13 protein-coding genes are annotated in these 13,800 nt (G+C 72.9%); 1 reads left to right on the forward strand and 12 read right to left on the reverse strand.

All coding sequences use genetic code 11. From position 1 onward, the window contains the following. Position 1 precedes the first annotated feature (1 nt). The 12 genes from OG389_RS14175 to OG389_RS14230 form a co-directional block, all read right to left on the reverse strand. Positions 2–679 carry a hypothetical protein gene (locus OG389_RS14175; RefSeq protein WP_328298840.1) on the reverse strand — a complete coding sequence of 226 codons (678 nt, stop codon included), beginning with the start codon at positions 677–679 and terminating at the stop codon, positions 2–4. 92 nt (positions 680–771) lie between these two features. Continuing rightward, on the reverse strand, positions 772–1,551 hold the full coding sequence (locus OG389_RS14180; RefSeq protein WP_328298841.1) for an HAD-IIA family hydrolase: 780 nt from the start codon (positions 1,549–1,551) through the stop codon (positions 772–774). 137 nt (positions 1,552–1,688) lie between these two features. Next, positions 1,689–3,224: an alkaline phosphatase family protein gene (locus OG389_RS14185; protein ID WP_328298842.1), complete on the reverse strand. Its 1,536-nt coding sequence runs from the start codon at positions 3,222–3,224 to the stop codon at positions 1,689–1,691. 130 nt (positions 3,225–3,354) lie between these two features. Beyond that, positions 3,355–4,434: a 2-aminoethylphosphonate ABC transporter substrate-binding protein gene (locus OG389_RS14190; protein WP_328298843.1), complete on the reverse strand. Its 1,080-nt coding sequence runs from the start codon at positions 4,432–4,434 to the stop codon at positions 3,355–3,357. A gap of 99 nt (positions 4,435–4,533) precedes the next feature. After that, on the reverse strand, positions 4,534–5,331 hold the full coding sequence (locus OG389_RS14195; protein ID WP_328298844.1) for an ABC transporter permease: 798 nt from the start codon (positions 5,329–5,331) through the stop codon (positions 4,534–4,536). Next, a complete protein-coding gene (locus OG389_RS14200; protein ID WP_328298845.1) occupies positions 5,318–6,364 on the reverse strand; it encodes a 2-aminoethylphosphonate ABC transporter permease subunit in 1,047 nt (348 codons plus the stop codon). Before OG389_RS14200 ends, OG389_RS14195 begins: the two co-directional genes overlap by 14 nt. Beyond that, positions 6,357–7,406, reverse strand: a complete 1,050-nt coding sequence (locus OG389_RS14205) for an ABC transporter ATP-binding protein (RefSeq protein ID WP_328298846.1) — start codon at positions 7,404–7,406, stop codon at positions 6,357–6,359. The genes OG389_RS14200 and OG389_RS14205 overlap by 8 nt, the downstream gene beginning before the upstream one ends. Beyond that, complete coding sequence (locus OG389_RS14210) at positions 7,403–8,140, reverse strand: phosphonatase-like hydrolase (protein WP_328298847.1); 738 nt, start codon at positions 8,138–8,140, stop codon at positions 7,403–7,405. Before OG389_RS14210 ends, OG389_RS14205 begins: the two co-directional genes overlap by 4 nt. A 5-nt stretch (positions 8,141–8,145) precedes the next feature. Then, on the reverse strand, positions 8,146–9,267 hold the full coding sequence (locus OG389_RS14215) for a TIGR03364 family FAD-dependent oxidoreductase (RefSeq protein WP_328298848.1): 1,122 nt from the start codon (positions 9,265–9,267) through the stop codon (positions 8,146–8,148). Positions 9,268–9,404: 137 nt separating this feature from the next. Continuing rightward, positions 9,405–10,187, reverse strand: coding sequence for a GntR family transcriptional regulator (locus OG389_RS14220; RefSeq protein WP_328298849.1), 783 nt, complete (start codon positions 10,185–10,187; stop codon positions 9,405–9,407). 175 nt (positions 10,188–10,362) lie between these two features. Next, positions 10,363–11,130 (reverse strand): hypothetical protein, encoded by a 768-nt coding sequence (locus OG389_RS14225; RefSeq protein ID WP_328298850.1) that lies wholly within the window; start codon positions 11,128–11,130, stop codon positions 10,363–10,365. A gap of 332 nt (positions 11,131–11,462) precedes the next feature. Continuing rightward, positions 11,463–12,551: an ROK family transcriptional regulator gene (locus OG389_RS14230; protein WP_443059269.1), complete on the reverse strand. Its 1,089-nt coding sequence runs from the start codon at positions 12,549–12,551 to the stop codon at positions 11,463–11,465. Positions 12,552–12,647: 96 nt separating this feature from the next. Here OG389_RS14230 and OG389_RS14235 point away from each other — a divergent pair, with 96 nt between their 5' ends. Beyond that, positions 12,648–13,745, forward strand: a complete 1,098-nt coding sequence (locus OG389_RS14235) for a Gfo/Idh/MocA family oxidoreductase (RefSeq protein ID WP_328298852.1) — start codon at positions 12,648–12,650, stop codon at positions 13,743–13,745. Positions 13,746–13,800 lie beyond the last annotated feature (55 nt).

Consider the following 13,800-nt stretch of genomic DNA (forward strand, 5'->3'; position numbering starts at 1 on the left):
CTCACTCGCCGCTGCGGCGACGGCGCAGGGTCAGCGCCCGGCCGGCGACCGCCAGGGTGGCGGCGGCGGCGAGCACCGCGCCGATCACCGTGTGCGGCAGACCGGGGCCGTCGCCCTCGTGGCTCTTCTTCGCCGTCGCGGCCAGCTGCGCGGCGCCCGCGGCCTTGGCCTCGTCCGCCTTGGCCTGGTCCGCCTCGGCCTTGACCTGCTCGGCCTTCGCCTTCGTGGCGAGCTCCGCGGACATGCCGCCCCCGCCCGCGTGGACCGGCCAGATGGGCGTGTGGTGGGGGTCGGGGTGGTGCTCTCGGCGGCGCTCGATCTCGATCGTGCCCCACTCGCGCTCGCCGCCGTGGCCGCCGCACTTGATCTTGATGTCGTGGCGGCCGGGCTCGGCCCAGGAGCGGATCATCGCGTCGCCCCACAGGGTGCGGCGGTCGTCCCGGCCGGTGGACAGCCGGACCTCGGAGACGAATACGGCGGACTGCGCGACGGCCCAGTCCTCGTCACAGCCGCGGACGCGCAGTTTGACCTGCGCCCCCGGCTCGGCCGGACTGGGGTCGGCGGACACGCTGCCGCGGTTCCACTCCTCCGCGAAGGCGATGGGCGCGGTCACGGCGGACAGGGCCGTCAGGGCGACGGCCACCCCGGCGACACGGAGAGCGATCAAATCACTGCGCATGGTGAACCTCCTCAACAAGGAGATTCACGCGCGGCACGCCGCTCCGCATCCGGAGCGGCGCTCTCTTGGCCCGTACGTGTCAGCCGTACGCCCTAAACCAGATCGACCAGATCAGCGATGGACTTGACCGTCTTGGTCGGCCGGTACGGGAACTTCTCGGTGTCCTCGATCGACGTCAGACCGGTCAGCACGAGGAAGGTCTGCATGCCCGCCTCCAGCCCGGCCAGGATGTCGGTGTCCATCCGGTCGCCGATCATCGCGCTGCTGTGGGAGTGGGCGCCGATGGCGTTCAGGCCGGTCCGCATCATCAGCGGGTTGGGCTTGCCGGCGAAGTACGGCTTCTTGCCGGTCGCCTTGGTGATCAGCGCGGCAACCGCGCCCGTGGCCGGCAGCGGGCCCTCGGTGGAGGGGCCTGTCTCGTCCGGGTTGGTGCAGATGAAGCGGGCGCCCGCGTTGATCAGGCGGACCGCCTTGGTCATGGCCTCGAAGCTGTAGGTCCGGGTCTCGCCCAGGACCACGTAGTCCGGCTCGTGGTCGGTCAGGACGTAGCCGATGTCGTGCAGGGCGGTGGTCAGGCCGGCCTCGCCGATGACGTACGCGGTGCCCCCCGGGCGCTGGTCGTCGAGGAACTTCGCGGTGGCCAGCGCCGAGGTCCAGATGTTCTCGACCGGGACTTCCAGGCCCATCCGGCTGAGGCGGGCCTGGAGGTCGCGCGGGGTGTAGATGGAGTTGTTGGTCAGCACCAGGAAGGGCTTGCCGGACTCGCGCAGCCGGTTGATGAAGGCGTCGGCGCCGGGGATCGGGGTGCCCTCGTGGATGAGGACCCCGTCCATGTCGGTGAGCCAGGATTCGATCGGCTTGCGCTCTGCCACTGGACTGTTCTCCGCTCTCGGTGGCGTCTGACCTCGGTGACCTCTGGTCTCTACCACCCTATCCGGGCCGGACCGGGAACGCGTTCGGCGTCCACGGCCCGGACCGGAGGGCGGAACGGTCGGTTCCGAGCGTGCTGTCAGCCCAGGTGGACGTTGTCGACGGTCCAGTACCAGTTGTTGCTGCCGCTGTAGCGGAAGCGGACCTGGACGTCGGTCGCGCCGGCTGGGACCTGGAGCGCGATCGACTCGGACCTGGCGACCGCGTCCGCGGTGTAGCTCTTGACGACCGACGGGGCGGCGCCGTTGTAGGAGACCAGGACCTGGGCGGTCTGGCCTGCCTCGTGGTGGTAGTGCGTCTGGAAGGTCACGTTCGCGGACGAGCCCGTGGAACCGCCGGTGACCGGCCACTTGGGGGTGACGAGGGTGGAGTCGTAGGAGCCGGTGTGGCTCTTGTCGTCCCACTCGTCGGAGTCGGCGACGGCGAAGACGTCACGCGAGCGGACGTTCAGCTCGCGCCACTGGTCACGCTGCGACTGGCTCCAGAACTCGTCGGTCGCGAAGGCCCATCCGGCCCACTCGGTGACACCGCCCGCGCCCATCCTGGAGTTGTCGACCGACCAGCCGGCCGGCGGGGTGTGCGTGAAGCCCTTGGTGGCGGCCGGGATGCCCGTCTCGTCCACGCGTGCCTGGAGGTTGGGGCGCAGGGTGTCGAAGGCGTCGTTGTCGTCCGGGGCGTCCAGCGGGATGCCGTCGACGGCGGAGCCGGCCGCGACCCCGACCTGGGCGAGCGCGGTCGCCGCGACGTCGACGAGCTTCACGTCGGTCCGTACCGAACCGGCGGGGATGCCGGCGCCCTTGGCGATGACGAAGGTGCCGCGCTCCTGGATGGTGGACCCGCCGTGGCCGCCCGCGTCGGTGTGGCCGTGGTCGGTGGTGACCAGGATCTTCCAGTTCTCCCGGCCGTAGGAGGGGCGGGCCTGGACGGCGGTGAGGAGCTGGCCGACCAGCTTGTCGACCCGGGCGATGGTGTTCAGGTACTCCTGGCTGGCGGCGCCGGAGGAGTGGCCCGCGTGGTCGATCTCGCCGAAGTAGACGAAGGCGGCGTCGGGGTTCTGGTCGCGCAGTTCCGTGGCCGCCGCGGCGGCGATCTTCGGGTCCTCGCTGCCGTAACCGTCGCGGTCGCCCTTGAGGTTGAGCCTCTTGTCGACCTTGGCGGAGAAGATCGGGCCGTTCTGGTCGGTGGAGGTGATGGGCTCCCAGTCGGCGGCCGCGTAGGTGTTGAGCGCCGGCTTGGCGTTCTCGATGCGGGTCAGGAAGTCCGGGTAGGCCGCGTAGTTCTTGCCGGTGAAGGAGTTGTCCTTCACCCCGTGCTTGTCGGGCCAGACACCGGTGGCGATGGTGGACCAGCCGGGACCCGAGGAGGTGGCGGCCATCGGGTTCGCGTACAGGGTGCTGCGGGCGGTCAGGCCCTGGGCCATCAGGCCGTTCAGGTTGGGTGCGTCGGCGGCCTTGACCCGGTCCAGGACCGTTCCGTCGATGCCGATGACCAGGACCTTGTTCGTGACGGCGGCGGCTTCGTCGGCCGTCGCGGCGTGGGCGCCGAGGCCCGTGGCGAGCAGGGCGGTGGCGGTGGCCGCCACGGCGAGGGTCCGTCCGGACAGGACAGTGGGCACGTACTCCTCCGGGAGTATTCGTGGGGAAGGCGCAGGGGACGTACGGCGGGTCCGGACCGGGGGCGACCTCGGTCCAGACCCGTTATCCAAGCGTCACTGTCCCGGTCGTGGGTGACCAGGAGGCGACGGGTCAGCTTCCGGTGGCCGACTTCCACGCGTCGACGTAACCGGTGAGGTTCTTGTCGATGTCGGCCCAGTCCGGCTCGAAGACCTCGACGCCGGTCATGAGCTTGGTGAGCTCCACGGCGTTGGCGTCGGTGGGCTTGACGTCGGTGCGCGCCGGGAAGCCGCCGCCGACCCCGCTGACCAGCTTCTGGGCGTCCTCGCTGAGCAGGTAGTCGAGGAGCTTCTTGCCGTTCTCGGTGTGCGGGGCCTTGTCGACCAGGCCGGCCGCGTACGGGAGGGAGAAGGTGGTGGGTCTGCCGCCGTCCTTGGCCGGGAACCAGATGGCCAGGTTCGGCATGGACTTGGACTGCGCGAAGTTCATCTGGACGTCACCGTTGGCGACGAGCAGCTCGCCCTTGTCGGTCTTCGGCGCGAGCTTGCTGGTGGAGGAGGACGGGCCGACGTTGTTGGCCTGGAGCTTCTTCAGGTACTCCATCGCCGGCTCCTTGCCGCCGAAGTCGTGCATCGACTTGATGAGCACGGCGGTGCCGTCGCCCGCGACGCCGGGGGTGGAGTACTGGAGCTTGCCCTTGTACTTGGCGTCCAGCAACTCCTCCCAGGTCTTGGGGGCCGACGCCAGCTCCTTCTTGTTGTAGACGAAGCCGAAGTAGTTGTTGACGACCGAGGTCCACTTGCCGGCCGAGGACTTGTTCGCGCCGTTGACCTTGTCGGATCCCTGCGGCTCGTACGACTGGAGGAGCCCCTTCCCGTCGGCCTGCTGGATGAAGGGGGGCAGCGTGATCAGTACGTCGGCCTGCGTGTTGGTCTTCTCGCGGACGGCACGCTGCACCATCTCGCCCGAGCCGCCCTCCACGTACTTGACCTCGATGCCGGTCCTCTTCGTGAAGTCGGCGAAGACCTTGTCGTACCAGCCGTCCCCCTTGTCGCTCTTGAGGCCGTCGGCGCTGTAGACGGTGACGACCTTCTCGCCGCCGCCCTTGGAGTCGGTGGCGGAGGAGGAGCCTCCGCAGGCGGTGAGGCCGGCGGCGAGGGCGAGGCCGCCGGTGACGGCGGTGGTGATGCGCAGGTACGTGTTGCTGGGCATGGAACTTCCTTACGGGGAAAGGGAGTCAGCAGGGGAATCAGCAGGGGCGAGCACGAGCGTTGAGCGCGAGCGTTGAGCAGGAGCGTTGAGCACGAGCGTTCAGCGGTACGTGGCCCTGGTGCGGACGCGGGAGACGGCCAGCAGGACCAGCAGGGTGGCGGCCATCAGGACCACGGCGACGGCCGAGCCGCTGAAGAGCGAACCGCGGTCGGTGGCGGTGAAGATCCGGACCGGCAGGGGCATCCAGTCCGGCGGGTAGAGCATCATCGTGGCGCTCAACTCGCCCATGGAGAGGGCGAAGCAGAGCCCGGCGGCCGCGGTGAGCGACGGCAGCAGGAGGGGAAGCCTGACCCGCCACAGCACGTACGCGGGGCGGGCGCCCAGGGAGGCCGCCGCCTGCTCGTACGCGGGATCGAGACGCACGATGGCAGCCGAAACCGACTGGTGGGCGAACGCCGTGACAAGAATCGTGTGCGCCAGGATCACGATCGAACTGGTGCCGTTGAGCAGCAGCGGCGGCTTGCTGAAGGCGACGAGCACGGCGAGGCCGACGACCACGGACGGCACGGCGACCGGCAGCATGAACAGCGCGTCCAGGGACCTCCTTCCCCGTTCGCGCAGCCCGGCGGCGGCGAGCGCCGCCCAGGTGCCGACCGTGAGCGCGATCAGGCTGGCGGCCAGCGCGGTGACCAGTGAGGTGGTCAGGGCCTGGAGGGATTCGCCGCGGACGGCCGCCGCGTAGTTCTCGGTGGTCGGTCCGGAGGGGAAGGCGCCGGACCAGTGGGTGGAGAAGGAGGCGGCCACCACCACGAGGAGCGGCAGCGCGAAGAGGGGCAGGAAGAGGAGGCCGAAGAGGCTCCAGGCGGCCCAGCGGCCGCTCTTGCTATGCACCAGCACGCTTGCTCACCACCCGGTAGAGGCCGAACAGGCCGACGGAGATCGCGATGTTGACGACGGCGACCACGCAGGCGGCCGGGTAGTCGGATTCGAGGATCGCCTTGCCGTAGATGAGCATCGGGAGCGTGGTGACGCCCTTGGCCCCGGTGAACAGGACGATCCCGAACTCGTTCAGGCACATGACCAGGACGAGGCTGCCGCCCGCGGCGAGGGCCGGGAGGGCCTCGGGGAGGATCACCCGGCGGACGATGCGGCCGGGCTTCGCGCCGAGCGAGGAGGCCACCTCCAGTTGGGCGGTGTCCAGCTGGGAGAAGGCGGCGAGCAGCGGGCGCATGACGAAGGGCGTGAAGTAGGTGACTTCCGCGAGGAGGACTCCCCACGGGGTGGTCAGGAAGTGGAAGGGCCCGTCCGCGACCCCGAAGGCGCCGGTCCACAGTCCGTTGGCCATGCCGACCGTGCCGTAGACGAAGAGGAGGGCGAGGGTGATGAGGAAGGAGGGGAAGGAGAGGAAGACGTCGATGAACTTCGCGACGGCGCGCGCCCCGGGAAAGGGGACGAAGGCGATGACGAGCGCGAGCGCGAAACCGAGGACCAGGCAGCCGGCGGTGGCTCCGACGGCCAGCCAGACCGTGGTGCCGAGGGCCTCGCGGAAGGAGTGCGAGGCGAAGACGGACGCGTAGGCGTCGAAGGCGCCGCCGCCGTTCTCGGGGGTCAGGGACTGCCGGACGACCAGCGCGAGGGGGTAGAGGAACACCGCCGCGAGCACGGCGACGGGAGGCACCGCCCACAGCCAGCCGGGCACGGTACGGGAGGCGGGCCCCTCCGGCGTGGCGGCGGGGCGGTCGGACGCCGTCCGACCGGAGACACCGGCCGGCCGGTCCGTCCCCGTCGCGGTGCGGGAAGCCGGGCCGGGGGCAGGGGCGGCGCCGATACCGGGGGTGCCTTCGCGTGGTCCGCCCTGCGCACCGCGTGCGAAGGGCTCGGCGGAGCTCTGCGCCGGGACGGCCGCCGTGCGCGGCGCCGCCTCAGTCATCGGACACCCCCGCGGCCAGCAGAACGGCGTCCCGCGGCTCGAAGTGCAGGGTGACGTGGTCGCCCAGCGCCGGCGTCTCGCGCAGTTCGGGCAGGTCCGCCTTGACCCGGTGGCCCTCGATGTCCACGTAGAGCCGGTGGGTCGAACCGCGCCACTGCACCTCGGTGATCGTCCCGCTGAGCGCGTTGGGGCCGGCACCGAGGCCGAGCAGGTGCGGCCGTACGCACAGGGTCGCGCTCGCGCCGACGGCCGCACGCCCGCGGTCCAGCTCGAGGGGACGCCCGGCGAACAGGGCGCCCCCGTCGACCACGGTGACGGGCAGCAGGTTGGCGTTGCCGACGAAGGAGGCGGTGAACTCGGTGCGCGGGGCCCGGTACAGCTCCTGCGGGGAGCCGCAGTCCTGCAGCCGGGCCCGGTCCATGACGGCGATCCGGTCGGCCAGGGTCAGCGCCTCGACCTGGTCGTGGGTGACGTAGAGGATGGAGACTTCCGGCAGCTCGCGGTGGAGTCGGGCCAGTTCGGCCAGCATCCCGGAGCGCAGCTGGGCGTCGAGCGCGGACAGCGGCTCGTCCAGCAGCAGGACCCCGGGCCGGATGGCGAGCGCGCGGGCGATGGCCACGCGCTGCTGCTGCCCGCCGGAGAGCTCCCGGGGGTAGCGCTTGGCGTAGGCCGCCATCCCGGTCATCTCCAGGGCCTCGGCGACGCGGCCGGGGATCTCGGCCCTGGGCGCCTTCTGCGCCCTGAGGCCGAAGGCGACGTTGTCCTCGACCCGCATGTGCGGGAAGAGCGCGTACTGCTGGACGACCATGCCGATGCCCCGCTTGTGCGGCGGCAGGGCGGTGACGTCCCGGCCGCCGATCAGCACCCGGCCCGAGGCGGGCCGTACGAAGCCGGCCACCGCGCGCAGTGCCGTCGTCTTGCCGGAGCCGGAGGGGCCGAGCAGCGCCATGACCTCGCCGGGCTCGACGGTCAGCTCGAGCCGGTCGAGCACGGTGGTGCCGTGGTAGGCGACCGAGACGGAGTCGAAGCGGATGCCGCTCACGCGCCGGACTCCCGCTCCTGGTCCAGGACTTCGGGGAGCTCGGCGACGGAGGCCAGGACGTGGGTCGCACCGTGCTCCTGGAGCGCCGCGCGGTCGTGGGCGCCGGTGAGGACGCCCGCGACGATCCCAGCGCCGGCGCGCACGCCGCTCAGCATGTCGTACGCCGTGTCTCCGGCCACCACGGTGTCGCGTACGTCGGCCACGGCGCCGGTGCGCAGGAAGGCGGCCAGCACCATGTCCGGGTAGGGCCGGCCGCGACCGCCCGCGTCGGCGGGGCACAGGGTGAGGTCGGCGAGGCCCTGCCAGCCGAGGGCGTCGAGGATGGCGTCCTGGGTGACGCGGGCGAACCCGGTGGTCAGGACGACGGTGCGGCCGTCGGCACGGAGCTTCTCGACGGCCTCGCGGGCGCCGGGGAGCGGGGCGACGAGGCCGCCGTCCACAAGCGATCCGTAGGCCTGCTCGAAGGCGGAGTTGGCGCGCCGGGCGAGGTCCTCGGTGCCGAAGAGGTGACGGAAGACGGAGATCTTCGACTCGCCCATGGTGTCGCGGACGTAATGGAGCTTGGCGGCGTGGTCGGGGCTGCCCGGTTCCACGCCCAGGCGCTCGGCGGCCCGCTCGAAGGCGCGCTCGACGAGGCCGCCGTCGGCGACGGTGGTGCCGGCCATGTCGAGGACGACCAGCTTGCCGGAGGTCGCGCGGTGGGGGGTCGTGCGGTGGGGAGTGTTGTCGGTCATGTCGCTTACCAGCCCAGTTCGTTCGCGGTGGTCTCGGCTATGGCGGGCGAGCAGGTCATGCCCCGGCCGCCCGGTCCGGTCACCAGCCAGATGCCGTCGCCCACCTGCTGGCGGTGGACGACGCGGGTGGTGTCGGTGCACTGCGCGTACACGCCCGCCCAGCGGTGCCGGATCTGCGGCAGCGGGCGGCCCAGGAGCGACTCGACGACCTCGGTGAGGTGCGTGTACGGGTCCTCGAGGGTGTCGAACGCGAAGGGGTGCTCGTACTCGTGGGTGTCACCGATGGTCAGTCCGCCGTCCTGCCGCTGCACCATCAGGAGCTGCATCTTGTGCGCGGCCGCGATCGGGGCCTGGGCCTGCCCGGCGTTGAGCTCGTCGAGGGCCTCGCTCTGGTACGCGGGGTAGTAGCGGAAGCTGTCGGCGTCGGCGACCGAGGTCGTCAGGGTCTCGCCGAGCGGGCCGGTCTGCACCATCTGCAGCCGGACGCGGCGCACGGGCAGGTCGGGCGCCAGCTCGCGGACCAGGCCGGAGAGCCAGGCGCCGGTGGCCAGGACGACGACGTCGCCCCGGTGGACCTCACCGTGGTCGTCGCGGACGGCGCCGGGCCCGGTGACCTCGCGGACCTCGCGGCCGGCGAGGAAGGTGTAGCGGCCGGAGGCGCGCAGGGCGTCCCGCAGGTGGAGCTGAGCGGTGCGCGGTTCCACGGCCGCGTCCCGCTCGCACCACAGGGCGGCCTCGAACGCGCCGCGCAGCGCGGGGTTGATCGCCCGGGCCTCCGCGGCGGTGACCAGTTCGTAGCCTCGGGCGGCCGCGTCGGGACGGGCGACGGCCGCCTCGGCGACGGCGTACTCGCGGGCATTGCGCACGGGGGTCAGGGAGCCGATGGCACGGAAGCCCAGGCCGGGCACCCGCTCGCCGATCCGCTCCCAGAGCTCACGGGCCCGCAGGGCGGTGTCTAGCTCCTCGCCTCCGGCTCTGCCGCTGATCCAGATCTGGCCGAAATTACGCAATGACGCGCCGCGGGCCTCCGCCTCTCGCTCGATCTGGACGACCTCGTGGCCGCGTTCCACTGCTTGCCAGGCGTGCATGGTGCCTACCACGCCGCCTCCGACGACTATGACTCTCACGTGGTCCACGGTGGCGGCGGCCCGTGACCCGGGAGGATCCCCCGGACGACGTCCCGGTGAACAGGCCTCGACGTTTGGACTAGACCCGTTATCATTTCGTGATGCCACTGCACCCCTTTTCGCCTTGTACGGGTGATTCAGGCGGGCTGTTCGGACCTCAGGTGGGTCGTGAAGCTGAACCGGTCACCACGGTAGAGCGAACGCACCCGCTCCAGCGGCCGGCCGTCCAGGTCCCGGGAGAAACGGTGGATGAGCAGCATCGGGAGTGCGGGCGGGGTACCGATCAGCAGGGCCTCGCGGGGGGTCGCCAGCACCGTCTCCAGCTTCTCGTCGGCGTCGCCGAAGGAGATGCCGAGGCTGTCGTGGAGGTACCCGTAGAAGGAGGAGTCCGGCTGGAAATCGACGTCGAGGCGGGGCGCGCGGGCCACCCGGACGTACGTGCTCTCCAGCCCGACCCGCTCCTCGTCGGCGAGCAGCACCCGCTCCAGGTGCCAGACCGGCTCACCGGGCTCGGCGCCGATGCCCGGGGCCGCGCCGGCCGGGCAGGGGAAGCGCTCCAGGCCGATGAGATGCCGCCCGGGCGTGCGGCCCTGGCGGCGTACGCCCTCGGTGTAACTCGCCAGCGACAGGGGCTGTTCGAGCTTCGGCCCGGCGGCGACGGTGCCGCGTCCCGAACGGCGCAGCCGGCCCTCCAGCAGCAGCTCGCGCAGGGCCTGGCGGACGGTCTCGCGCGAGACCTCGTACTGCTCGGCGAGATCACGCTCGGTGGGCAGCGCCCCACCCTCGCCCAGCTCGTCGAGCAGCCCGGCGATGCGGGCCTTGACGGCGTAGTACTTGGGGATGCGGCCGTGCTCGGGAATCCCGGAGCGGACGGGCAGGCCGGGCTGGTGGTGGTGCGCGTGCACGGTCGGTTCTTCCACCCCCGGACTCTACGTGGGCGGGGCGCGGGGTCGGCCAGCCGGCGGGCACGGAGTCACGGGCGGCGGCGTCCGGTTCACGGGCGCGACGGCCATGAGGAGCGGGGGGCTCGGGTGGCCGCCGTGGTCGGACGGCGGCTCAGGCAGGGGCGGGTGGGCTCCGTGGTCGGACGGCGGCTCAGGCAGGGGCGGAACCGCGCCGGAGGCGGCGGGCTCCGAGGAGGAGGGCGCCGCCGCCGGCCAGGGCGGTGCCGGCGCCGGCCCCGTAGAGCCAGGAAACCCGGCCCCGGCCGGTGTGCGCCAGCGCTCCCGCCTCGCCGGTCTCCGCGTCCGGGCCCTGGATGTCGAACCGGTAGCCGCCGGCCTCGCCGACCCAGTCCCCGTCGTCGCCCTTGCGCTGGACGAGCGCGGCGTCGGCGACGGCTTCGCCGCGCGGGGCGTCGGCGGCGAAGGCGAGCCGGACGGTGACGGTCAGGGCGCCGCCGGGCCCGACGGCGAAGCCGGAGAAGGCGTCGCCACCGTCGAATACGGCGACGATCTCGTCCCGGTCGGTGCGCTCCAGGCTGACGGGGAAGGTCCCGGTCGGAGCGCCGGGGGCCGCGAACTCCATTCGGAAATGGGCGGGCCGCAGGGCGTGGGCCTTGTCGGTGAAGACCACGACGGGGTGGATGGCCGTGCACTGCGTGGCGGTGGTGTTCGTGAGGTCGAGGTACCAGGTCTGCGCGTCACCGCCGGTCCGGTACACGGCCGGGCCGCCCCGGATCCGGGCGCCGATGGGGAACTGCGTGCTCTTCCCGTCCCCGCAAGTGGCCTCAACCCGCGAGGGCAGCGCGGGGGCGGGGCGAGCCCCGCCCCCGGCACCGATGTCCGCGGCCGCGGTGGGAGCGGCGGCGGCGACGAGAACGGCGGTGAGGGCAAGGGCTTTGCGTGCTGTGCGCAGTCGCATGGAAGACCTTCGCTACTCGCCGACGATGGAACGAACGGTGGGGCCGATTGTCGGACGAGGTGACAATCACCCCGGCCCTGCCCGCACCCTCCCATGCCCCCACGACCCCCTGTCCAGCACCACGCCCGAGTCCTCCCGGTTTCCCTCCATTCGGCGGACAGCCGCTCCTGGGCTCCCCCGGGGCCCGGACCAGGGGCCTCGCGGCGGGCTGCGGCGTTCGGAGGGCACGGCGGGGCCGGGCGCCGCCGGACCGGACCGGCGGGGCGGGCACGGGGGGCGCGCGGGGGCGAGCCCGGCGGGGTGCCCCGGAGCCGCAGCCCCGGCGGCGGCCGTCAGTCGCCCCGCCCGAACACCCCCGCGAGCACCAGCTCCGCCGCCCCCTCCGCAACCCCGACCCCCGCGAGGTCCACGGCCACGCCGCCCGGCACGAGGCACCGCACCGCCACCACCGCCCGCACCCCCTCCAGGAACACCGCCGGCGCGGCCGCCACCACCCGGCCCCCGAGCAGCACCCGGTCGACGTCGAGCAGCGCGACCAGGTTCGCCGCCGCCTCCCCCACGATCCGGGCCGCCTCCGCGGGCCGGCCCTCCGCCACCGCGTCCAGGCACAGCACCTCCGCGCACCCGCGCCCCCCGCACCGGCAGGGCGGCCCGTCCAGGCGCAGCACCTGGTGCCCGAACTCCCCCGCCGCCGAGCGCCGCCCCCGGTACACCTCACCGCCGGCCAGCCTGAGTCCTGCCCCCAGTCCGGTGCCCACGTGCACGTACGCCACGGCCTCGTCCCCGGAGGCGGCCACGCCCGCCACCCCCGCGTTGGTGTCCTTGTCCACCCGCACCGGGACCCCGAGCCGCCCCTCCAGCACCTCCCGCAACGGGTACCCCTCCCACTCCGGGTGTCCCGTCACCCGTCCCAGCACCCCCGTCCGCCAGTCCAGCGGCCCCGGCGCGGCCACGCCGACGCCGAGGACGCCCGGGACCGGCCCGTCGGCGCACACCCGCGCGACCGCCCGTACCGCCTCCTCCACCACCGTGTCCGGGCCGGCCCCGAAGTCCAGCGGACTCCGCCGCTCGGCGACGACGTGACCCGTCAGGTCGACCCGTACCGCCGTGAGCTCGTCGCGGTCCAGATGCACCCCGACCGCGTACCGCGCCTGCGGCACCAGCCTCAGCAGCGTGCGCGGTTTGCCGCCCGTGGACGGCTCCCGACCGGCGTCGGCCACCAGGCCCTCGTCCCGGAGCCGCGCCGTGATCTTGCTGACGGCCTGCGGGGTGAGACCCGTACGGGTGGCGAGGTCCCCGCGGCCGAGTCCGGCGGGACCGGCGCCGCGCAGGAGGTCCAGTACCAGGGCGTCGTTGTGCCCGCGCAGCACCGGCAGGTTCACGCCGCTCGCGCCACCGCCTCCGCCTCCGCCGTTACGCATTGCCCCCGCCGCCCGCACCGCACCCGCTACTGCTGTCCACCTGGCCATTGTCCACCCTCCTTGCACTTAGGCAACACTGTTGCCAAAGTGGTTCCCATGAACGACACCGCCCCCGTCACCCCCACCACCCCCCTCCGCGTCGGACTCGTCGGCTACGGACTGGCCGGTTCCGTCTTCCACGCCCCGCTCGTGTCCGCGACCGACGGGCTCGTCCTCGACACCGTCGTCACCTCCGACCCCGGCCGCGCCGCCCAGGCCCGCGAGGCCTACCCGGACGTCCGGATCGCCGCCACCGCCACCGAGCTCCTCGAGCAGAGCCCCGCACCCGATCTCGTCGTCATCGCCTCCCCCAACAAGACGCACGTCCCGCTCGCCACCGCCGCCCTCACCGCCGGCATCCCGGTGGTCGTGGACAAGCCGCTCGCCGCCACCGCCGCCGAGGCACGCGGGCTGGCCGCGCTCGCCGAGCGGACCGGGACCTTCCTGTCGGTCTTCCAGAACCGCCGCTGGGACAACGACTTCCTCACCCTGCGCCGGCTCCTCGACGACGGCGAGCTCGGCGAGGTCCAGCGCTTCGAGTCCCGATTCGAGCGCTGGCGTCCGCAGCTCAAGGGCGGCTGGCGGGAGTCCGGCGCCCCGGAGGAGATCGGCGGGCTGCTGTACGACCTCGGCAGTCATGTCGTGGACCAGGCGCTGGTGCTGTTCGGTCCGGCCGTACGGGTCTACGCGGAGACCGACGTCCGCCGCCCGGGCGCCGAGGCGGACGACGACACCTTCATCGCCCTCACCCACGCCGGCGGGGTCCGCTCCCACCTCTACGTCAGCGCGACCACGGCCCAGCTGGGTCCGCGTCTGCGCGTACTGGGCTCCAGCGCGGGCTACGTCAAGTACGGCCTCGACCCGCAGGAGGGGGCGCTGCGCGAGGGCCTGCGCCCCGGCGACCCCGAGCGCGCCTGGGGTGAGGAGCCCGAGCACCTGTGGGGCCGGCTGGGCTCCGGGGAATCACCGCTGACCGGCGGGGGCATTCCGGTACGGACCGTGCCGGGCGACTACCCGGCGTACTACGCGGCCGTCGCGGCGGCGCTGCGCGAGGGCGGACCGGCGCCCGTCACGGCACTGGAGGCGGCGCACTGCCTGGACGTACTGGAGGCGGCCCGCGTCTCGTCGAGGGACGGGCGGACCGTGGAACTCTGACGCGGGCGGTACCGGCCGGGCCGGGGCCGGGACTGCCGGGGCCGGGGCCGGGGCC

The sequence above is a fragment of the Streptomyces sp. NBC_00435 genome, from assembly GCF_036014235.1.
Taxonomy (GTDB): domain Bacteria; phylum Actinomycetota; class Actinomycetes; order Streptomycetales; family Streptomycetaceae; genus Streptomyces.